Below are 21969 nucleotides of genomic sequence, written 5' to 3' on the forward strand. Positions count from 1 at the left end.
TCAGAGATCGAAATGCACTCCATGGATCTTTTTAAAAAGAAGCATTACTCGCCTTATCAGGTTTTTACCGCTGCGGAATGGGCAGAGTTTCGTGCCGATACGCCGCTGACCTTGACGCTGGATGAAGTAAAGCGCCTGCGCTCGCTGAACGATCCGGTGGATCTGGATGAAGTGCGTCGGATTTATCTGGCTTTGTCGCGTCTGCTGTCGACACATGTCGAAGCGCTGCAATCGCTCTACAAGCAGCGCAAACAGTTTCTGATGAAGGATGATACGGTCAAAACACCGTTTATCATTGGGATTGCCGGTTCTGTTGCCGTTGGAAAATCGACCACAGCGCGTATTCTGAAGGAATTGCTGAGCCGCTGGCCGTCTAGCCCTAAAGTCGAGCTGGTAACGACAGACGGCTTTCTCTATCCCAATGAAGTGCTGCGTGCCGAAGGCCGGATGGAGCGTAAAGGTTTTCCTGACAGTTATGATGCCGGTGCTATTTTGAATTTCCTGTCTTCGATGAAGGCTGGCATGAGCCATGTTCAGGCGCCTGTCTATTCGCATCTGACTTATGACGTTGTTGCCGGTAAGCATGTGACCATTGACCGGCCGGACATTCTGATTTTCGAAGGCATTAATGTGTTGCAGGTGCGTGATCTGCCGGCAGACGGCAAAGCCGTGCCGTTTGTCTCGGATTTCTTTGATTTCTCGATTTATATCGATGCCGATCCGGTGCTGATCCACAAATGGTATATTAACCGCTTCATGAAACTGCGTGAAACGGCGTTCCGTGATCCGCAGAGTTTCTTCCATCGCTATTCGCAATTATCGGAAGAGGCAGCATTGTCGATTGCCGAAGGGCTGTGGACGAATATCAATCTCAAAAACCTGTTTGAGAATATTCTGCCGACACGACCACGCGCCGATCTGATCCTGCGTAAAGGCGAAAATCATATGATTGAAGAAGTCGCTCTGCGCAAAATCTGAGTTTCAGCTAAGGAAAAAGCCCCGCTGCAGATAACAGGCGGGGCTTTTTTATTGAGAACTATTATTTTATGCCAGTGGCGGAATGCGCAGAACCTGACCCGGATAGATTTTGTCCGGTGAGGTCAGCATTGGCTTATTGGCTTCAAAGATTTTCGGGTTTTTATCGCCGTGGCCTTTGCCATACTGGGCTTCAGCGATTTTCCAGAGATTGTCGCCCTTTTTCACTGTGTAGAAAACTGGTGCTGCACCTTCAGCAGCGCCGTCAACTTTCAGTTCTGAAGCTTCCACTTTGGAAACACCGAGGGAGTTACCGACAGCAATAATCGCTTTTTCAAAAGCGGACTGATCTTTGACATTGCCGGACAGTACAGCCTTGTCCCCCTGCACAGAAACCTGCACATCGCCGGTGCCGAGATTATGGGAATCCAGTTCTTTTTTCAGATCTTCTGCTTTCGGTTCGTCGTCACCAAAGCCAAGTTTGGTACCAACCGATTTCACAAAATCAAATATGCCCATTCCGTTTCTCCTTTGAGTGTCAGATATCATCCGCTTAAAGAATATAGGCAGATATATGGATTAAGAAAGACGGTTGTTTAAAATAACAGGGTTTGAGCAATATTAGAGCGCTCTAACATTTTTTAAACCAGAGTATAATGTTACCTTAAGCTGATCCAGATTTAAGGAACTATGCTCTAGTCGTTATTGACGCGCTGGCGCATTTTCTTGACATCAGAACGACCGGATTTGGCTTTCAGGCGCCGTTCAACAGACCCTTTGGTCGGTTTGGTCTTTTTGCGGGGCGGCGGCGGCGGTTTGGCAGCCTCGGCAATCAGTGCAATCATACGGTTGCGGGCATCTTCGCGGTTTTTTTCCTGACTGCGGAAGCGGCTCGCTTCAATCACAATCTCACCGTCTTTATTGGCACGCTGCCCTGCAAGGCTGATGAGGCGCGTATAAACATCTTCCGGCAAGCCCGCTTGCATGGCTGCAAAGCGCAACTGTACGGCTGTTGAAACCTTATTCACATTCTGTCCGCCTGGCCCGGAGGAACGGATAAAACTTTCCTCCAGCAGGTTTTCATGAATGCTGATCCGGTTTGTAATGCGGATAAGATGTTTGTTTTGTTCAGTCATGGCCATTTTATAACGGATTATCCTGAAACTGCGAAGATAAGTGCAGAAATAAAAAACGGTGCCTGAAAGGCACCGTTCTTAATTTCAGAAATGCAGACTTATTTACTCAGCAGCAACAGCCAGAACCGGCGCAGCAGAACGGACTTCAGCATCTACATGGTTTTCAAACTTGCCGAAGTTGGTGATGAACATATTAGCAAGCTTTTTAGCCTGTGCATCATAGGCAGCTTTGTCAGCCCATGTTGAACGCGGGTCGAGAATGCTTGAATCAACACCCGGAACTGCAACCGGCACTTCAAAACCAAAGTTAGGGTCTGTGCGGAATTCTGCACCATTGAGCGAACCATCCAGCGCTGCGGAGAGCAGGGCGCGGGTTGCCTTGATCGGCATACGGTTGCCTATGCCGTAAGCACCACCGGTCCAGCCAGTGTTTACCAGCCAGCAGTCAACTTTGTGCTCAGCAATCAGCTTACGCAGCAGATCGCCGTATTCCGAAGGATGACGCGGCATGAAAGGTGCGCCAAAGCAGGTGGAGAAAGTTGCTTCCGGCTCGGTCACACCTTTTTCTGTACCGGCAACCTTAGCGGTATAACCGGACAGGAAGTGATACATAGCCTGAGCAGGGGTCAGCTTGGCAATCGGAGGCATCACACCAAACGCATCAGCGGTAAGCATGATGACGTTTTTCGGCTGGCCGGCAGTACCGGTTTTGGATGCATTGGAGATGAAATCCAGCGGATAGGCTGCGCGGGTATTTTCTGTGCGCGAACCATCATTGAAATCCGGCTGACGGTTTTCATCAAGAACAACATTTTCCAGTACAGTGCCGAAACGCTGTGTTGTGGAATAGATTTCCGGTTCAGCTTCTGCCGAGAGACGGATGGTCTTGGCGTAGCAGCCGCCTTCAAAGTTGAAGATGCCGTTTTCGCTCCAGCCGTGCTCATCATCACCGATCAGTGTACGGGTCGGATCAGCGGAGAGGGTGGTTTTACCGGTGCCGGACAGACCGAAGAAAATCGCGGTATCACCGTTTGGTGCTTCATTGGCCGAGCAATGCATCGGCATAATGCCTTTTGCAGGCAGAATGTAGTTCAGAGCGGTAAAGACCGACTTCTTCATTTCACCGGCATAGGAAGTACCGCCGATCAGCACAACTTTATTCACCAGATCGCAGGCGATCACAGTTTCTGTGCGGCAGCCGTATTTTTCAGGATCTGCGCGGAAGGACGGCAGATCAATAATGGTCATTTCCGGCATAAAGCTCTGCAGGGCAGCAATTTCAGGACGGATCAGCAGGTTGCGGATGAACAGCGAGTGCCAGGCAAATTCGGTAACAACGCGAACTTTGATATTGTGCTCGGCGTCTGCGCCACCGATCAGGTCCTGAACAAACAGTTCTTTACCTTTGGCATGCGCGATGAAATCGGCATGCAGCTTGGCGAAGTTTTCAGGGCTCATCGGCTTGTTGTTATCCCACCAGATCTGGTCTTCGGTGATTGCATCACGCACAACAAATTTGTCTTTAGGGCTGCGGCCTGTATGCTGACCGGTAACGGCCATCAATGCGCCCTGAGCAGTCACGGTCGATTCATTGCGGCGGATCGACTCTTCATAAAGCTGGGCGGGCCCAAAATTATAATAGACCGCGGCGAGGTCTTTTAGCCCCGTCGTTGCAATGGAAGCAGCTGGATTGCGATTGCCAGTCTCGATCATAATTTTCACTCGCAGTTTTCATTGGTTGGTCGACAGCGCATTTTCTCTCCGCGCTAAGGGAAAGTCACAACCAGATTAGCGAGACAATTTCAAATCTTTAATCGTTTAAAATTTTTTAAATTTTTTTTAAATCGTTTTTATGGCAATTTATTTTGCTGCTATCCACATATGCAAGGTGTCTGGAGCGGGTATAAATTGCAGTCGAAGCATCAGAAATATCGCTGCTGCCTTACTTTGTACTTAATTTGTGCTGCTTAAAAGACGTGCTATATATGTTGAATAGTCGAATTTGATTGAGGAGAAGCGACCTGATGAGGGAAGTTCCGGTAACACAGACCATTGCGCTCGTAGATGATGACCGCAATATCCTGACTTCTGTTTCCATTGCTCTGGAGTCGGAAGGCTATCGGGTCGAGACCTATACAGACGGTGCTTCCGCGCTGGATGGTCTGATGGCGCGTCCGCCAAATCTTGCAATCTTTGATATTAAAATGCCGCGTATGGATGGTATGGAACTGCTCCGCCGCCTGCGTCAGAAATCTGATCTGCCGGTGATTTTCCTGACATCGAAAGATGATGAGATCGACGAATTGTTCGGCCTGAAAATGGGTGCGGATGATTTTATCACCAAACCATTCTCACAGCGCCTGCTGGTAGAACGCGTGAAAGCGGTTCTGCGCCGTGTGGCTGCCCGTGAAGGTGCGGTTAAAAATCCGGGTCAGCCGACAAAATCATTGCAGCGCGGTCAGCTGGAAATGGATCAGGAGCGCCATACCTGCACATGGAAGGGCGAACCGGTTACATTGACAGTGACTGAATTCCTTATCCTGCATTCGCTGGCACAACGCCCGGGCGTTGTGAAAAGCCGCGATGCGCTGATGGATGCTGCTTACGATGAACAGGTCTATGTGGATGACCGCACGATTGATAGCCATATCAAGCGTCTGCGTAAGAAATTCAAAGTTGTTGACGATGATTTTGAAATGATTGAGACGCTTTACGGTGTTGGCTATCGCTTCCGCGAGGCGTAAAAGCCTCGCAATATAAGAAAGCACGAAGCATAAAAGCCTCGCAAACATAGCTGATATAAAAGCACGGAGCGGTTATAATGCATTGCATAACCGCTCCGTCTTAATTCGCTGAAGGAACTGATCGCCCTCAATGGTCGCTGAAACGGAAAACAGAACGACATTGCGTCGTCAGGAACGTCTTGCGCGCCGACAGCGCTCGCTTGTGTGGCGCCGTCTGTTTTCACCACTGCGCCGTACATTAGGCAATTATGTTTTCTCCAGCCTGACCAAGCGTATTCTGTTTCTTAATCTGGCGGCGCTTGCGGTGCTGGTTTCGGGGATCATGTATCTCAACCAGTTTCGCGACGGGTTGGTGGATGCGAAGATTGAAAGTCTTCTGACGCAAGGTAAAATTATTGCGGCCTCCATTGCCTCATCGGCAAGTGTTGATACCAATTCGATTATGATCGATCCGGATAAGCTGCTGGAACTGCAGGCTGGTCAGAGCATTACCCCGTCACCGGACTCTCCGGACAACTGGGAGTTTCCGATCAATCCGGAAAAAGTCGCACCTTTGCTGCGGACATTGATTTCTCCGACCAGTACCCGTGCACGTATTTACGACAACAACGCCAATATTCTTTTGGACTCGCGTCATCTCTATTCGCGCGGTCAGGTGCTGAGCTATGATTTGCCGCTGCTGGATGAGGATGACCAAAGTTTTGGTGAGCAGATCAGCTCATGGTTTAACAATCTGATTAACCGCAACAGTCTGCCGCTCTATCAGGAGCCGCCGGGCGGTAACGGCTCGGTCTATCCGGAAGTGATTACAGCTTTGACCGGTTCTTCCGGTAAAGCACAGCGCCGGAATGAAAAAGGCGAACTGGTTGTGTCTGTTGCTGTGCCCATCCAGCGTTATCGTGCGGTGCTCGGTGTCTTGCTGATGTCGACCGAAGGCGGTGATATTGACAAGATTGTCCGCGGTGAACGCAATGCGATCCTGCGTGTTTTTGTTGTTGTGTCGCTGGTGATGGTGATTCTGTCGCTGTTTTTGGCTTCAACGATTGCCAATCCGCTGCGAAAATTGTCTGAAGCGGCGGATCGTGTGCGTCACGGTATTAAAGGCCGTGTTGAAATTCCGGATTTCTCTGACCGTCAGGATGAAGTCGGCCATCTTTCCACGTCGATCCGCGATATGACCGATGCGCTTTATGCACGTATTGAGGCGATTGAAAGTTTTGCGGCCGATGTCAGTCACGAGTTGAAAAATCCGCTGACTTCCTTGCGCAGTGCAGTTGAAACTCTGCCTCTGGCAAAAACCGATAGTGCTAAGAGACGCCTTCTTGACGTGATCCAGCATGATGTACGGCGTCTTGATCGTTTGATTACCGATATTTCCGATGCATCGCGTCTGGATGCCGAACTTGCCCGAGAACATACGGATCGGGTGGATATGCAGGCACTGCTCAATAATATTGTGGCAGCTGCGAGAGAAGTGCGCCGTAATAAAGTGGGTACAAAAATTCTGCTGGATATTGGTAAGCTTCCCGCAGGGGCAAAAGGCTTCTACTTGCCGGGACATGATCTGCGCCTTGGTCAGGTTGTCTCCAACCTGATTGAAAATGCCCGTACCTTTGTGCCGGAAGATAATGGTGAAATCAGAATTTATCTGAATCATAAAGGGTCAAAAATTCAGGTTGTCGTTGAAGATAATGGTCCGGGTATCGGCGCTGAAAATATTGAGCGTATTTTCGAGCGTTTCTATACGGATCGCCCGTCTTCTGAGGCTTTTGGCCAGAATTCAGGTCTGGGGCTTTCAATCAGCCGGCAGATTATTGAAGCACATGGTGGTACACTGACGGCTTCTAATATTCCTGACCCTGAAGATGCAGAGCATTGGCTGGGCGCACGGTTTCTGATTGATCTGCCGGCGGAATTACAGGAAAACACCAGACGTCAGCGTGCACAGGCAGCACAGAATACGGAAAACGGATAACAGGGCGGAGAAACGCATGAGCAATTCTGAAAGTTTTGTGTTTCACGCCACATCTCTGGTTCTTGGTTCCTTTGGCATTTTAATATGTGGTGCTTCCGGCTCGGGAAAATCATCGCTGGCGCTCACTCTGATAGAACGCGCGCAGCAGACAGGCCGTGTCGGTACATTGATTTCTGACGACCAGACGACGATCAGTGCGGAAGAGGGGAAACTGATTGCTTTCACGCCTTCAGCGATTGCCGGTGCTGTTGAAATTCGCGGGGCCGGTTTATTTGAAGTGCCTTATCAGCCACAGGCAGAGATCAGCTTGCTGGTAGAGCTGGTGAGTGCAGATAAAGCGCCTCGTTATCCGGCAGATGATAAGCGCGAACTGGCAGGAATTATGGTTCCTGTGCTGGTCTTGCCGGAACTGGCAGGGGATTGCGATTCGCTGCAATGTGCCAGAGCGATAGAAGCAACTTTATTTATGAAACGCTGGGGCAGTCGTGAAACTGCCTGAAATCCATTATTTTTTAACGGCTGGTTTATAATAAAATCTGTGTTTCAGTGCGGCATAACCGACGAAAGCCGTGGGGGGCTTTATTTTTTGCTTGCACTCATTATTCTCGGTGCCAACATAGAAGGTCTGGCCAATATTGAAAATCTGAGCCTGAATTCAGATAATATTGGCCACACAATTTATATCTTAGGGGTAAATGTCTGAACTTTTGGTTCGGATTGAGCTTACAAGCTTTTATATTGTGAGTGCGACAATGGAAAAGCGACCAGCAGGAGCAGTTTAATAATGATCGGACTCGTGCTTGTTACGCACGGAAGGCTGGCCGAAGAGTTTCACCATGCTGTTGAGCATGTTGTCGGCCCTCAGGAAAATTTCGAAACCGTTAGTATCGGTGCCGATGATGATATGGAAAAACGCCGTGAGGATATTGTCGCGGCGGTTGATAAGGCTGATCAGGGGCAGGGTGTTATAATTCTGACCGATATGTTCGGCGGAACGCCTTCCAATCTGGCAATTTCAGTGCTTGATGCGGGCAGGGTTGAGGTCATTGCCGGAGTTAATCTGCCGATGCTGATTAAACTGACCAGTGTGCGTCAGTCCGGTGATATGGAAGCATCATTGCGTGAAGCGCAGGATGCAGGCCGTAAATATATTAATGTTGCCAGTCAGGTACTGACGAGCAAATAACAAAGTCAGGTACTGACGAATAATCAGATTAGGTCCTGACGGGAAAAATAAATATGGCTCAGGTTGCTGTCAGCGGATGTTATGAGCCTGATAAGGCAGAGACCCGCAAATTTACAATCGTGAATAAGCGGGGTCTGCATGCGCGGGCTTCGGCAAAATTCGTGCAATTGGTGGATAGTTTTGATGCTCATGTCCGTGTTGAAAAAGACGGAATGAGTGTTGGCGGCACATCGATTATGGGGTTGATGATGCTTGCGGCATCACCGGGATGTTGCATTGATGTCAGCGCCTGCGGCGTTGAGGCAACAGCCGTGCTTGATGCGCTGGAGCAGCTTGTCGGCGATAAATTCGGCGAAGAATGCTAAAGATGCTTACTCTCCGTTTTAAAAACACCGGTCACACCGGTGTTTTTTATTTTTAGCGATTTTTCCAATCAACATAAAGATATAAAGATTGCCTTATATTTTTGTTTGAGCCGCTTTCTCTGATCTGCTACACATATTTTATTGAAGTTGTAACAGCTGAAAGCGGAGTGCAGATGTCTGTATCGGGAGAATATATCATCAAGGATATCGGTCTGGCTGACTGGGGACGCAAGGAAATTGTCATTGCGGAAACAGAAATGCCGGGTTTGATGGCATCGCGTGAGGAATTCGGGCCGAAACAGATATTGAAAGGCGCACGGATTTCCGGTTCTCTTCATATGACAATCCAGACAGCCGTACTGATTGAAACACTGCAGGCGCTGGGTGCGGAAGTACGCTGGGCATCCTGCAATATTTTCTCGACACAGGATCATGCAGCGGCGGCGATTGCGGCTGAAGGCACGCCGGTTTTCGCCATTAAAGGGGAAACGCTGGAAGAATACTGGACCTATACGGACAAAATCTTCCAGTGGCCGGATGGTGAGCCTTCCAATCTGATCCTCGATGATGGCGGCGACGCTACTATGTATATTCTGATCGGTGCACGTGCCGAGGCCGGTGAAGATGTTTTGTCTAATCCTGGCAGCGAAGAAGAGGAAATTCTCTTCGCGCAGATCAAAAAACGTATGGCCGAAACACCGGGCTTTTTCACCCGCCAGCGTGTGGCACTGAAAGGTGTGACGGAAGAAACGACTACCGGTGTGAACCGTCTTTATCAGTTGCAGCGCGCCGGTCAGCTACCTTTCCCTGCGATTAATGTTAATGACAGCGTAACTAAGTCGAAATTCGACAATAAATACGGCTGTAAAGAGTCACTGGTAGACGGTATCCGACGCGGTACCGATGTGATGATGGCCGGTAAAGTGGCAATTGTCTGCGGTTATGGCGATGTGGGTAAAGGCTCAGCACAATCGCTGCTTGGTGCCGGTGCCCGTGTTAAAGTCACAGAAGTTGATCCGATCTGCGCCCTGCAGGCGGCAATGGACGGTTTTGAAGTGGTGACCTTGGATGATGCCGCAGCGGATGCGGATATTGTCATTACCACAACCGGCAATAAAGACGTCATCACCATCGAGCATATGCGCAAGATGAAAGACATGGTGATTGTCGGCAATATCGGCCATTTTGATAATGAAATTCAGGTTGGTGCACTGCGTAATCTGAAATGGACGAATATCAAGCCGCAGGTGGATATGATCACCTTCCCGGATGATAAACGTCTGATCCTGTTATCTGAAGGTCGTCTGCTCAATCTCGGCAATGCGACCGGCCATCCGAGTTTTGTGATGTCGGCCTCTTTCACTAATCAGGTACTGGGTCAGATCGAGCTGTTCACCCGTGGCGAGACTTATAAAAACGAAGTTTATGTGCTGCCGAAACACCTCGATGAAAAGGTTGCGCGGCTGCATCTGGCCAAGCTTGGCGTGAAGCTGACTGTGCTTTCTGAGGAACAGGCTGCATATATTGGTGTGACACCGCAGGGACCGTTTAAATCGGATCACTACAGGTATTAACTATAGTTTAATTAACATACAACATATTGTGGCCGGAAGGATTGACATTCTTCCGGCCTTTATTTTTGCGCCCGCAGCGCTTCAAACAGATTCCCTGTAGCTGTATTGTGCTATGATTCGAAGATAATGGCAGAAAATTCTGCCGCTGATTTTTAAACAGTTATGAAGCAGCAAATGCTGCGGCGGAGAATTTTAAGGCATGTCAGGTGTCAGTTCATTTCGAAATATTGGCTCTGTTATAAGCCGTCATTTTCGCAAAGCTCTGGCAGCGACAGCCGCATTTTCTTCTGTTTTATTCTCCGGTCAGGCACTGGCACAAAGCTATGATATCGGGCGGATTCCGATGCCGGGCGGCAGCACATTAGGCCCGAATGAAGTGGTGCAATTTGCCATTGTTGTAGGGGTAACAGGTGCTGCACTTTTGTCGGTCAGCTGGATCATCCGCAGCCGTAACCGTGTAAATCGCGAGAACAGTGCTTTGCGTGCCCGTGTTGCTGATCTCAGCCATGCGGTAACACGTAGTGAGACCCTGCTTAACCTGAAAGATCAGCGTATTGTGGTTTGGGCAGGGGCAGAACCGGCAAAACGCGGGACACCACAACATAATACGCAGACAGAAGTGCTGGGTCAGTTACCGGTGGCCAGCGGAGTGCCGCAGGATCCTGCGGCTTTTTTAAGTTTCGGGCGCTGGTTGCGCACCGATTCCGTGGTGGCATTGGAGCGCGCGATTTTATCACTGCGTGAATATGGCCGCTCTTTTGATTTTCTGGTTGAGACCAATAACGGCACGATGCTCGAAGTGCAGGGGCAGACAACCGGTGCCTATGCCATTACCCGCTTCATTAATGTAGACGGTGTTCAGGCCAGAGCGGCACAATTGCAGGTGCAGAATAATGAGCTGTCCGACACGCTGACAATGCTCCATGCACTTCTGAACCGTCTGGATCAGACTGTTTGGACACGCGATGTGGAAGGACGGCTGAACTGGGCGAATAATGCCTATGTACAGGCTGTCGGTGCAAATGATCTCGATCAGGTGTTGCAGGAAGGGCGTGAATTGCTGGGCGAACAGGCGCGTCAGAAGATTGAGCGCGAGCGCGTTCTGTCAGCCGATCCGTCCGCGGCTAATCTGAGCCATCAACCGGTTATGATGCAGGCAGCACAACAGGGCACATCCATTGCCACTTTCCGTGACCGGCTGGCCACTGTAATTGCCGGTGACCGTCATATGCTGGATGTGGCGGAGGTTTCCTGTTCAGCCGGTTCTGCCGGTTTTGCAGCCAATATGAGCGATCTGGAGCAGGTGCGGGCAGAATTGCAGCGCACACTCCGCAGTCACGCGGAAACGCTGGATCAGCTTTCAACAGCTGTGGCGATTTTTGATCCTGAAATGAAGCTGCAATTCTTCAATCAGGCTTTTGCCAAATTGTGGTCGCTGGATATTGCCTATCTGGAAAGCCACCCGAGCAATGCCATGCTCTTTGATGGTTTGCGCAGTGACGGTAAATTACCAGAACAGCCGGAATGGCGGCGCTGGAAAGAATCTATGCTATCGGCCTATCGTGCTGTCGATCCGCAGGAACACTGGTGGCATCTGCCGGACAGCCGCACCTTGCGTGTGGTTGCCAATCCGCATCCGCAGGGCGGCGTGACCTGGTTCTTCGAGAATATGACCGAGAAATTTGATCTCGAAAGCCGTTATAATACTTTGATGAAAGTGCAGGGTGAAACGCTGGATCATCTGGCCGAAGGCGTGGCCGTGTTCGGCGCTGACGGGCGTATCCGCCTGTCCAATCCGGCCTTTGCCGAATTGTGGTCGATCCCGCCGACAATTGCCGTTGAAGGCACGCATATTTCAGTTATCCGTAAGCAATGTAAAGAACTGGCCGATGACCGCTATTGGGATGAATTTGTCTCGGCAGTCACCGGTATTGCTGACAAGCGTGAAGGCACGCAGGGGCAGGCAGAACTATCCACCGGCACAATCCTTTCTTATGCCGTGGTACCGCTGCCAAAAGGCCAGATGATGCTGACCTTTGTTGATGTGTCGGATACGGTGCATGTGGAACGTGCGCTGAAAGACAAAAACGAAGCGCTGGAACTGGCTGATCAGATCAAGAATGATTTCGTCCAGCATGTATCCTATGAGCTGCGTTCGCCGCTGACCAATATTATCGGCTTTACCGAATTGTTGCAGACGCCGGGCTTCGGTGAGTTGAACAACCGTCAGCGCGAATATGTTGAACATATCAGCACATCTTCCCTGACTCTGCTGACCATTGTGAATGATATTCTGGATCTGGCGACCGTTGATGCCGGTATTATGGAGCTGGATGTCAGCGATGTACCGGTCCGTGAGGCGGTTGCAGCTGCCGGTGAGCGTGTGGCGGACCGTCTGCGTGAACATAATATTGCGCTGCAGATTAATATTGAAGATGCCGTCACCAGTTTCAGGGGGGATGCCAATCGTGTGCATCAGGTGCTGTTTAATCTGCTGAGCAATGCAGCCAATTATGCACCGGAAGGTTCGGCTATCGGTTTGAATGCGCGTCTTGACGGCGATCATATTCTGTTTAGCGTACAGGACAACGGGCCAGGCATGCCTAAGGAAGTGCTGGACACGGTCTTCAAGCGCTTCCAGTCACACAGCAATGGCGGTCGTCGTCGTGGTGCAGGGCTGGGTCTGTCACTGGTGAAAAGCTTTGTGGAGCTGCATGGCGGCACAGTTGATATCCGCACGGCACCGTCCTCAGGCACAACTGTGCTTGTACGTTTCCCGCTGGATGCACGCCTGTATCGTGCGGCAGCGGAATAACCGGATCAGACTGTCTTTTCCTCTGAATATCATTATTCTCATCATGTCCGGAGTTGACGGGCATAGTGCTTTAATAACGGAAGCTGGCATGGCTGATGAACAGGATAGCAGCACTCTCTATACGCTAGAGCTGGTGCTGGAAAATGAAGCGGCGATGGTCCGTTTTGCGGAAGATATTGCACTGGCTCTCACAAAGGGGGATCTTGTCACCTTAAAAGGTGATCTGGGTGCAGGCAAGTCCACTTTAGCGCGGGCAATTATTCGCACGATTGCCAATGATGATTTCTACGAAGTGCCAAGCCCGACTTTTACACTGGTGCAGTCGTATCCTGAATTACGTTTACCCATAGCCCACACAGATCTCTATCGCCTGTCCTCACCGGAAGAGCTGGATGAGCTGGGGCTCGATGAGGCGCTGGAAAGCGGCGCTGTGCTGGTGGAATGGCCACAGCAGGGCGAGGGCGTTTTGCCTGCACCAACTATTGCGATCAGTATTGATCATGAAGGTGACGGTCGTCGCCTGACGATGGAAGTCACAGCCAAAGCGGCACGGCGTATTTCCCGCTCGCTCGGTATTCGTAGTTTTCTCGGAAAATCAGGTCGTCATCATGCCAGCCGCCGTTATCTGCTGGGCGATGCATCCCCGCGCGGCTATGAACTGATTACCAGTGACAGCGGCACTGAAATCCTGATGAATGCACCGGCAATGCCTTATGATCCGCCGGTCAAAGATGGCCGTCCGTATCGACAGATTGCCCATCTGGCGGAGAATATGGATGCTTTCGTTGCAATGAGCCGGTTGCTGTCTGAGAAGGGCTTTCGCGTTCCGGAAATGCGCGCCATCAATCTCGATCGTGGCTTTCTGCTGATGGAACATCTGGGCACGGAAGGTGTGCTGGATAGCGAAGGTAAGCCATTGGCTGAGCGCTATGTAGCGGCAGCACGGATGCTGGCGCATTTGCATCAGCATGACTGGCCGCAGGATATTACAATCAATGAAGACCGCACGCATCATCTGCATGTGTTTGACCGTGATGCGATGCTGATTGAAGCAGAATTGCTGCCGGTCTGGTATCTGCCTTACTGCCAAGGTGAGCCTGCCAGTGCAGATCAGGTACAAAGCTTTGAACAGGCATGGGACAGCGTGTTCAAAAACCTTGAGCATGCAGAATATAATCTGCTGATGCGCGATTATCATTCACCGAATATTCTCTGGCAGGAGAAGGACGAAGGCATTGATCGCCTTGGCATCATTGATTTTCAGGATGCGATGATCGGCCCGTCGGCCTATGATCTGGCGTCACTGGCAATGGATGCGCGTGTGACAATTGCGGATGATCTGCAGGATCAGATTGTAGCGGCCTATTGTGATGAACGTCGCAAGCTGGCCAAGGCTTTTGACCAAGAGGTCTTCCGTTCGGCCTATGCGATTATGGCTGCGCAGCGTAACACCAAAATTCTCGGCATTTTTGTGCGCCTGTTCAAACGCGATGGTAAGCCGGCTTATTTGCAGCATCTGCCGCGCATTCAGGCCTATGCAGCCCGTGCCTTGCAGCATCCGTCGCTCGCACCGGTGCGCAAATGGTATCAGGACAATGGTCTTTTGCAGGATTAATACCCATGCCGGATAAGAAGAACTCAGAAGTATTCGCCCCTGATACCGCCATGGTACTGGCGGGTGGCTTGGGTACGCGGATGCGCCCGCTGACCCTGACCAAGCCAAAGCCGCTGATCGAAGTTGCAGGACGCACCTTGATTGATCGCGGGCTGGATGCGTTGGTTGAGGCCGGTGTTAAAAAGGCAGTGGTTAATGTGCATTATCTGGCCGATCAGATGGAAGAGCATCTGAAAACCCGTGATGACATTGCGATCACCATTTCCGATGAGCGCGAACTGCTGCTCGATTCCGCAGGCGGTATTGTCAAAGCTCTGCCGGAGCTCGGCGATAAGACATTTTATATCCTCAATGCCGATACATTTTGGGTGGATAGCCAGAATTCCAATCTGAAGCGTCTTGCGCAAAGCTGGGATGAAAGCAGAATGGATATTCTGCTGATGCTGGCAGACCGGCATCACTCCACCGGCCATGAAGGGCGCGGGGATTTTCATCTCAATGAAAACAGCACATTGCGCCGTGTGCCTGTGGATGAGCGTTCCGATTATATTTATGCCGGTGCGGCACTGGTTAATCCGCAGCTCTTTGCCGGTAAAGAGATCAGTGTTTCTTCGCTCAACAGCTATTTTAACGCCGCCATTGCCGCAGGCCGGCTTTACGGTATGGTCATGCAGGGACATTGGCTGACGGTTGGTACACCGGAAGCGATCAGCGAGGCAGAAGCTGCCCTTTTGACACTCGCGTAAAGCAGAATATTCAGTTTTAGGGAGACGGGTCTATGAGCGAGCGGCGTCCGCGTCTTTATTCGATTGCACCGGGAACACCATTTCTGCCGCGTTTTGCCGATGCTTTGCTGAATGGTGAGCTGATCGAAGGCTTTGGCGCTGATGCAGGCAATCCGCTGGCTCTGGCAGACGCGGTAATCTATGTGCCGACACGTCGTGCAGCGCGCGCTCTGCGTGCTTTGCTGGTTGACCGGAATCCGGCTAATGCCGCTCTTTTGCCGTCTATCCGCCCGCTCGGTGACGTGGAAGAAAGTGCCGCGCTGTTTGACAGTGCCGCAGAAGAGTTTCTTCAACTTACTCCGCCGATGAGTGAGCCGGAACGACTATTATTGCTCGCGCAACTGATCCGCCCGTGGCGTGAAAGCCTGCCGTCGCATATTCGTGCTATGTTCGGCGCAGAGGATATTGCCATTCCGGCAACGACTGCTGATGCTATCTGGCTGGCGCGTGATCTGGTGCGGCTGATGGATCAGGTGGAGACAGAAGGGGCAAGCTGGAGCGAGCTTGGTCTGATTGCACCGGAAGAACTGGCCGACTGGTGGCGGGTGACACTGCAATTTCTGGAAATTGTCACCAAAATCTGGCCGGATGTGCTGGCCGAGCGCAACCGCTCCAATGCTTCGCAGCATCGCAACTGGCTGATTGAATTTGAAACACAGCGGATGCAGAAAAATCCGCCGCAAGGCCCTGTGATTGTGGCCGGTTCCACCGGTTCTATTCCGGCAACAGCGAAACTGGTAGCAACGATTGCCCGTTTGCCAAAGGGTGCCGTGGTGTTTCCGGGGCTGGATCGTGATCTGGACGAGAAGGCGTGGACCTTGCTCGCAGACGGGCTGAATAATCCGTCCACCTATGGCCATCCGCAATATGGGTTGCGCAAGCTTTTGGATCAGATGCAATGCCGCCGTGACGATGTTCGGCATCTGGATATTGAAAATCCTGCAAAGCGTATGCGTGAGCACATTGTCAGTGAGGCACTGCGTCCGGCAGAAACCACAGACCTATGGGGGCATTTGCGGCTGGATGCACAGGCTGTGCGCGATGCGATGCAGAATGTGGCACTGATCGAAACCGCCAATGAGCGTGAAGAAGCACTGGCAGTAGCACTGGCTTTGCGGGATGCGATTGAAGCACCGGATAAAACCGCAGCTTTGGTGACGGTTGATCGTAATCTGGCACGGCGTGTGGTGCTGGAGCTTACTCGTTTCGGCATTGATGCGGATGATTCCGGTGGTAAACTCCTGCGCGATACGGAAGCGGTTATTCTGCTGCGCCTGTTGATTACCTGTGTATTTGAACCGGGGGATCCGGTGGCACTGCTGGCATTGGCCAAACATCCGCTGGTGCGGCTGGGGCAAAAGCGCGGTGATCTGCGTCGTGCCGCGGAAATGCTGGAACTGGTTGCGTTACGCGGCGGTACGGGCAGGGCGGATATTGCCGATCTGCCGGGCTTCCTTGAACAAAAAATGATGGAAGCCTCTGCCAAGCCTTATGAACCGGCCTGGCAGGATAATATTGCGGCAGCAGAGCTGCTTCAGTTGCAGACTTTCTGTGCGGCAATGACTGCGGCTGTGGCACCGCTGACCGATCTCATCCGTATTCAGGCGCGGATTGAAGTACCGCAGATCATGCGGGCGAGTGTCGAGGCACTGGAAAATCTGGCACGGGATATCGATGATACGGTGCATCTGCTCTATCAGGGACAGCAGGGCGAGCAGTTCAGTGCATTTCTGCGTCAGCTGATTGCCGCTGATACAGGACTGGATTTTCTGCCGGAAGAATGGCCGGATATGTTTGAAGCGCTGCTGGCCAATGAAACGGTCAAGCCGCATCCGGGTGGCCATCCGCGTGTCTTTATCTGGGGTGCGTTGGAAGCGCGTCTTCAGACTGTTGATACGGTGATTGTCGGCGGGTTGAATGAGGGGATCTGGCCGGCGAAAACCCGCAATGATCCGTTTATGTCACGACCGATGAAGGGCATGATCGCTCTTGATCCGCCGGAAGTGCGTACCGGCCTTGCCGCGCATGATTTTGCCATGGCAACGGGTATGGAGCAGGTGATTTTCTCCCGCTCGCAGCGCTCTGAAAATGCACCGACTGTACCGTCGCGCTGGTTACTGCGACTGGAAACGGTAACGGGTAAAGCGGTAACGGACGCTATGCGTGAGCGCGGCGGGAAATATCTGTATTGGGCGCGTCTGCTTGATGTGAGCCCCGATGTGCCGTTTGTCTCGCGTCCGGAGCCGAAGCCGCCGGTTGATGCGCGACCGAAACATTTCTCGGTGACAGAAATTGAAACACTGCGCCGCGATCCTTATGCAATCTATGCCAAGAAAATCCTGCGTCTGCGTGCTCTGGAACCGCTGATCCGCGATCCGGCTGCGGCTGAGCGCGGAACGCTGTTTCATGACATTCTCGGTGAGTTTACCCGCCGCGATATTGATCCTCTGTCACCGCAGGCAGAAGAAGAATTGCTGGAAATCGGGCGCGGTGCTTTTACCGATGCTGATCTGCCACCGGAGATCGAAGCCGTGTGGTGGCCGCGTTTTACTGCGATGATACCGGAGTTTTTGCATTGGGAGCGTGAGCGCGCGCCTTATGTGCGTGAGCGCCATGCGGAGATTTCATCGGCAAAAGCGGTTGTCGAACCACTGGCCGTGACACTGTCCGGTCGTGCTGACCGTATTGATGTGATGCGCGACGGCACGACGGTAGTGATCGACTATAAGACCGGCTCGACCCCATCAGTGCGTCAGGCTCATGTGCTGTTGTCCCCACAGCTGGCACTGGAAGCGGCCTTGCTTAGGCGCGGTGCCTTTAAAGAGATAGGCCAGAGTGATGCGCAGGATTTGCTTTATGTACGTTTGCAGGGCGGCGGACGGCTCAAGCCGGAATCCATCCTCAGTACGGATCGCGGTGCCAGCGTGAAGACGGCTGTGGAACTGGGTGAAGAATCGTGGGCGCGTCTTGGAGAATTGCTGACGGAATATAATCGTGAGGAGCAGGGCTATCGTTCCCGTGCTTTGCCGTTCCGTGAAAGTGATCTGACAGGTGATTATGATCATCTGGCGCGTGTTCTGGAATGGTCCGCGGGCGGAGCAGACGAAGGCGGAGATGCATAATGAAACCTAAAATCATCCCGCAGGAAACCATTGATGCACAGGCCAAGGCCGCAAACCCTTACGATTCCGTCTGGGTATCGGCCAATGCCGGTTCCGGTAAAACCCATGTGCTCACAGAGCGGGTGATCCGGCTGCTGCTGGAGGGCACAGACCCGTCCAAAATCCTTTGTCTTACCTATACCAAAGCCGCCGCGGCAGTGATGCAGAACCGTGTTTTCCAGCGCTTGTCGGAATGGGCGGTGCTGGACGATGAGGGACTGAGTAAAAAGCTCAAAGATCTGGAAAAGCGCGAACCCGACGTAATCCGTCTTGAAATTGCACGGCGTTTGTTTGCCCGCGCTTTGGAAACGCCGGGCGGTTTGAAAATCCAGACCATCCATGCTTTTTGTGAATCTATCTTGCACCAGTTTCCGCTCGAAGCGAATATCGCCGGTCATTTTGAAATGCTCGACGATATGATGCAGACGGCATTGGTAGGGGAAGCACGGCGACAATTGCTCGAAGTGGCCTCCACCTCTGCCCATGCAGGTCTGGCTGAAGCTTTTGCCACGGTGCTGGAAACTGCCGGTGAAATGGGGCTGGAAAATCTGCTGGATGAAGCGGTGTCGAAGCGCCATGCCTTGCATGGATTTATCCGGCAGACCGGTGTTGCCGAAACCCGTCAGGATGTTTTCTACCGTCATTTTGGTTTTGATCCGGAAGATACTGAAGCCGATATTCTCTCCGCTCTCTGGCCGGTGGCTGAGTTTTCCGAAGATGTGCTGGATGCGGTGATGAACCTGCGCAAGCCTGCTGCCCGTGCGCAGGATGTTGTGCTGCAATTGCGGATGATTAAACCGCAGACCACATCGGCACAAATGCAGGATATTCTGCGCAAGGCATTTCTCAAATCCACAGGCGAGCCGAAAAACGGCTCATGGGTGGCAACCGCTGCGGTTAAAGCGGAACTGCCGGATTTTGAAGACGACTTTAATCGTGTCGCAGCCGATATTCATGAAGGGCTCGACCGGCTTAAACTGCTGAAGCTGATCCGGCTCAATCTTGCAGCCTTCACGCTGATTGATGATCTGCTGTCGCGTTATGAGAAGATGAAGCGCAATCGCGGCTTGCTGGACTTTGATGATCTGATCAACCGCACCGTCTCACTGCTGTCACGCAACGGTGCAGGCATGTGGGTGCAGTATAAGCTTGATCGCGGTATCGACCATATTCTGGTGGATGAGGCGCAGGATACCAGCCCTGAACAGTGGCAGGTGATCAATATGCTCTCCGCCGAGTTCTTCTCCGGCTCAGGGCAGCGCGATGTCCGTCGCACTCTGTTTGCTGTGGGTGATGAGAAGCAGTCGATCTATTCTTTTCAGGGCGCACGTCCTGAGGATTTTGCCGCGACCGGTAAGGCGGTTTCACGAATGGCAGCCCGTGCGGAATTGAGCTTTGAAAAAGTCAGTCTCAACTTCTCTTTCCGCTCCACACCGGATGTGTTGTCGGCGGTGGACACGGTATTTTCGCGTGAAGAGGCTTTTCGCGGACTTGGTATTGAGCGGCAGCCGACCGTCCATGCTGCGATCCGTTCCAATGATGCCGGTGAGGTTGAGGTCTGGGATATTCTGACGCCGGAAAAGGTTGAAGAGGTTGAGGACTGGCGTACGCCGATTGACCAGCTGCCTGCACCGGCCGTCAAGCTGGCTGAGCAGATTGCCACCACTATCCGTCATTGGCTGGATACGGGCGAGCCGATCCATGGCAAGGGGCGGCGCATGGAGCCGCGCGATATTATGGTGCTGGTGCGCAAGCGTGATCTGTTTATGCCTGCGCTGTCCCGTGCATTGAAAAATCGCGGTGTGCCGGTGGCCGGTGCTGATCGTCTGCGCCTCACCAGCCATATCGGGATTAAAGACCTGATGGCTGTCGGGCGCTTTGTGCTGCAACCGGCGGATGATCTGTCACTGGCAAGCGTGCTGAAAAGCCCGCTCTTTGGTTTGACTGAGGAGCAGCTTTATCGCCTTGCGCAACCGCGCGGCACCAAGCAGACGCTTTATGCAGCTATGGAGAAGCTGGGGGACAGCGATGCGCCGGATGCGGGCGCATGGCAGGTGCTGTACACAAAACTGCGTCGCTGGCGCAATATGGCCGATACAATGCCGGTCTTTGAGTTCTATGCCCGTATTTTGGGCCAAGATGGCGGACGGCGTAAATTGCTGGCGCGCCTCGGGCCGGAAGCCGGTGACGTGATCGACGAGTTTCAGAATTACGCATTGGCAACCGAGCGCAGTGGCCTGCCCGGGCTACAGGCCTTTTTGGAAACGCTGGAAGCAGCTTCGCCGGAGATCAAGCGCGAGCTGGATCAGAACCGCGATGAAGTGCGTATCATGACGGTTCATGCCTCCAAGGGGCTGGAAGCGGCTGTGGTTTTCATGGTTGATCCCGGCAATGCCGCATGGTCGGCAGGACGTGCACCAAAGCTGCTGAGCTTTGATATGGCAGAGCCGGATGGGTATGAGGGCAAGGGTTTTCTCTGGCTGCCGAAAAGCGATTACGGCACCGGTTTTACAGCGGAGCTGCTGGAAGAGCTCAAAACCCGATCTGAGGAAGAATATCGCCGCCTGCTTTATGTGGGCATGACCCGTGCGGAAGACCGGCTGATCCTGTGCGGCTATCGCGGTGAGCGCGAGAGCGAAAACACATGGTTGAAGCTGGCCGCTGACGGGCTGGGTGATGAGGCTGTAGCCTATGATCATCCGGTTGAGGGTGTGAGCGCACGTCGCTATCGCAAGACAGAACTGGCGGAACTGGAGATACAGGACAAAGCGGATGCGGCTGAGACCGCCTATCCGCCATTGCCTGAGCATTATCGCAGGCCGCTGGAGCCGGAGCAGGGGCTGCCACGTCCGCTGACACCATCCGGTGCCTCCGCTTTGATTGAGGCTGATGCCGAGCAGGTTGTGCGCAGCGGCTCGCCGGTTCTGGAGCAGGGCGCACAGACCGAGGGCGGTGGCCGCAGTTTTGGTTTACAGCGCGGTACGGTGATCCACACATTGTTGCAACGCCTGCCGGATTTGTCTGCGGAACAGCGCGAGCAGGCGGCACGGCGTTATCTGAATATTGCTGTCGGTGATTGGCACGAATCACAACGCGAAAAAGTACTGGCAGCGGTCAGCACTATTCTGGAAGATTCGCAATTTGCTGCGGTATTTTCACCGGCCTCCAAAGCGGAAATCTCGCTGATGGGTAAGCTGCAGCTGCGCGGCAAAGAACAGGTTGTTTCCGGCCAGATTGACCGGATTTGCGTTGAAGAAGACCGTGTGCTGATTGTGGATTATAAGAGCAATCGCCCGCCTGCACGGACGCAGCAAGAGGTGCCGCAGGCTTACATTACCCAGCTTGCATTGTATCGCGCGCTGGTTGAGCCGCTTTATCCGCATAAACGTGTTGAAGCTGCACTCCTGTTTACTGAAGGGCCGCATCTGATTGTGCTGGATGAGGATGTGATGGAACAGGCGCTGATTGCTCTGGGTAAAGCCGTATGACGGGATGTGAAGCATGATCTGTTAGTTGTAGTTTCCGGTAACAAACCGGCTCCTGTATTGACATGGAAACTGCTTTATTATTGACCTTTCATCACAATGACACCACATATCAGCTAATAATGAATTTCATAGCAGGCTTTGGCCTGTAAC

General features: G+C 52.3%; 15 protein-coding genes. 12 read left to right on the forward strand and 3 right to left on the reverse strand.

Annotation, left to right across the window (positions count from 1 at the left end; all coding sequences use genetic code 11):
- Window positions 1–21 precede the first annotated feature (21 nt).
- Entirely contained in the window at window positions 22–978 is a 957-nt protein-coding gene (coaA, locus tag HBA93_RS08335; RefSeq protein ID WP_022709266.1) for a type I pantothenate kinase, read from the forward strand.
- Window positions 979–1044: 66 nt separating this feature from the next.
- Here coaA and lysM read toward each other — a convergent pair whose 3' ends face one another.
- The 3 genes from lysM to HBA93_RS08350 form a co-directional block, all read right to left on the reverse strand.
- Window positions 1045–1494: a peptidoglycan-binding protein LysM gene (lysM, locus tag HBA93_RS08340; protein WP_121992145.1), complete on the reverse strand. Its 450-nt coding sequence runs from the start codon at window positions 1492–1494 to the stop codon at window positions 1045–1047.
- A 176-nt stretch (window positions 1495–1670) separates the two neighbouring features.
- Complete coding sequence (gene arfB, locus HBA93_RS08345; RefSeq protein WP_286201819.1) at window positions 1671–2117, reverse strand: alternative ribosome rescue aminoacyl-tRNA hydrolase ArfB; 447 nt, start codon at window positions 2115–2117, stop codon at window positions 1671–1673.
- A gap of 96 nt (window positions 2118–2213) precedes the next feature.
- A complete protein-coding gene (locus tag HBA93_RS08350) occupies window positions 2214–3824 on the reverse strand; it encodes a phosphoenolpyruvate carboxykinase (protein WP_221722964.1) in 1611 nt (536 codons plus the stop codon).
- Window positions 3825–4135: 311 nt separating this feature from the next.
- Here HBA93_RS08350 and HBA93_RS08355 point away from each other — a divergent pair, with 311 nt between their 5' ends.
- The 11 genes from HBA93_RS08355 to addA all read left to right on the forward strand — a co-directional run bounded on the left by HBA93_RS08355 (window position 4136) and on the right by addA (window position 21819).
- Window positions 4136–4855: a response regulator transcription factor gene (locus HBA93_RS08355; protein ID WP_022709262.1), complete on the forward strand. Its 720-nt coding sequence runs from the start codon at window positions 4136–4138 to the stop codon at window positions 4853–4855.
- Window positions 4856–4985: 130 nt separating this feature from the next.
- Entirely contained in the window at window positions 4986–6830 is a 1845-nt protein-coding gene (locus HBA93_RS08360; RefSeq protein ID WP_221722965.1) for a sensor histidine kinase, read from the forward strand.
- Window positions 6831–6846: 16 nt separating this feature from the next.
- Window positions 6847–7329 (forward strand): HPr kinase/phosphorylase, encoded by a 483-nt coding sequence (locus HBA93_RS08365; protein WP_221722966.1) that lies wholly within the window; start codon window positions 6847–6849, stop codon window positions 7327–7329.
- A 285-nt stretch (window positions 7330–7614) separates the two neighbouring features.
- Window positions 7615–8016 (forward strand): PTS sugar transporter subunit IIA, encoded by a 402-nt coding sequence (locus HBA93_RS08370; RefSeq protein ID WP_121992141.1) that lies wholly within the window; start codon window positions 7615–7617, stop codon window positions 8014–8016.
- 53 nt (window positions 8017–8069) lie between these two features.
- Window positions 8070–8381 carry an HPr family phosphocarrier protein gene (locus tag HBA93_RS08375; protein WP_022709257.1) on the forward strand — a complete coding sequence of 104 codons (312 nt, stop codon included), beginning with the start codon at window positions 8070–8072 and terminating at the stop codon, window positions 8379–8381.
- A 173-nt stretch (window positions 8382–8554) separates the two neighbouring features.
- Complete coding sequence (gene ahcY / locus HBA93_RS08380) at window positions 8555–9955, forward strand: adenosylhomocysteinase (RefSeq protein ID WP_221722967.1); 1401 nt, start codon at window positions 8555–8557, stop codon at window positions 9953–9955.
- 199 nt (window positions 9956–10154) lie between these two features.
- Window positions 10155–12770, forward strand: coding sequence for a sensor histidine kinase (locus tag HBA93_RS08385; protein ID WP_221722968.1), 2616 nt, complete (start codon window positions 10155–10157; stop codon window positions 12768–12770).
- An 88-nt stretch (window positions 12771–12858) separates the two neighbouring features.
- Entirely contained in the window at window positions 12859–14385 is a 1527-nt protein-coding gene (gene tsaE, locus HBA93_RS08390; protein WP_221722969.1) for a tRNA (adenosine(37)-N6)-threonylcarbamoyltransferase complex ATPase subunit type 1 TsaE, read from the forward strand.
- A 5-nt stretch (window positions 14386–14390) separates the two neighbouring features.
- Window positions 14391–15131 (forward strand): nucleotidyltransferase family protein, encoded by a 741-nt coding sequence (locus tag HBA93_RS08395; RefSeq protein ID WP_221722970.1) that lies wholly within the window; start codon window positions 14391–14393, stop codon window positions 15129–15131.
- A 32-nt stretch (window positions 15132–15163) separates the two neighbouring features.
- The gene (gene addB / locus HBA93_RS08400) at window positions 15164–18292 is read left to right on the forward strand and encodes a double-strand break repair protein AddB (protein ID WP_221722971.1); all 3129 of its coding nucleotides are present in this window, start codon (window positions 15164–15166) and stop codon (window positions 18290–18292) included.
- Window positions 18289–21819, forward strand: a complete 3531-nt coding sequence (addA, locus tag HBA93_RS08405) for a double-strand break repair helicase AddA (RefSeq protein ID WP_502910066.1) — start codon at window positions 18289–18291, stop codon at window positions 21817–21819. Before addB ends, addA begins: the two co-directional genes overlap by 4 nt.
- Window positions 21820–21969: the final 150 nt, after the last annotated feature.

This window comes from Ochrobactrum sp. SFR4 (genome assembly GCF_019730395.1).
Classification (GTDB): Bacteria; Pseudomonadota; Alphaproteobacteria; order Rhizobiales; family Rhizobiaceae; genus Pseudochrobactrum.

Bases quoted from the DNA above. Each gene is read 5' to 3' on its own strand.
- HBA93_RS08370 (WP_121992141.1), top strand. From the start codon at position 7,615: ATGATCGGACTCGTGCTTGTTACGCACGGAAGGCTGGCCGAAGAGTTT.
- tsaE (WP_221722969.1), top strand. From the start codon at position 12,859: ATGGCTGATGAACAGGATAGCAGCACTCTCTATACGCTAGAGCTGGTG.
- coaA (WP_022709266.1), top strand. From the start codon at position 22: ATGGATCTTTTTAAAAAGAAGCATTACTCGCCTTATCAGGTTTTTACC.
- HBA93_RS08360 (WP_221722965.1), top strand. From the start codon at position 4,986: ATGGTCGCTGAAACGGAAAACAGAACGACATTGCGTCGTCAGGAACGT.
- arfB (WP_286201819.1), bottom strand. From the start codon at position 2,117: ATGGCCATGACTGAACAAAACAAACATCTTATCCGCATTACAAACCGG.
- HBA93_RS08385 (WP_221722968.1), top strand. From the start codon at position 10,155: ATGTCAGGTGTCAGTTCATTTCGAAATATTGGCTCTGTTATAAGCCGT.
- HBA93_RS08365 (WP_221722966.1), top strand. From the start codon at position 6,847: ATGAGCAATTCTGAAAGTTTTGTGTTTCACGCCACATCTCTGGTTCTT.
- HBA93_RS08375 (WP_022709257.1), top strand. From the start codon at position 8,070: ATGGCTCAGGTTGCTGTCAGCGGATGTTATGAGCCTGATAAGGCAGAG.
- ahcY (WP_221722967.1), top strand. From the start codon at position 8,555: ATGTCTGTATCGGGAGAATATATCATCAAGGATATCGGTCTGGCTGAC.
- HBA93_RS08355 (WP_022709262.1), top strand. From the start codon at position 4,136: ATGAGGGAAGTTCCGGTAACACAGACCATTGCGCTCGTAGATGATGAC.
- lysM (WP_121992145.1), bottom strand. From the start codon at position 1,494: ATGGGCATATTTGATTTTGTGAAATCGGTTGGTACCAAACTTGGCTTT.
- HBA93_RS08395 (WP_221722970.1), top strand. From the start codon at position 14,391: ATGCCGGATAAGAAGAACTCAGAAGTATTCGCCCCTGATACCGCCATG.
- HBA93_RS08350 (WP_221722964.1), bottom strand. From the start codon at position 3,824: ATGATCGAGACTGGCAATCGCAATCCAGCTGCTTCCATTGCAACGACG.
- addB (WP_221722971.1), top strand. From the start codon at position 15,164: ATGAGCGAGCGGCGTCCGCGTCTTTATTCGATTGCACCGGGAACACCA.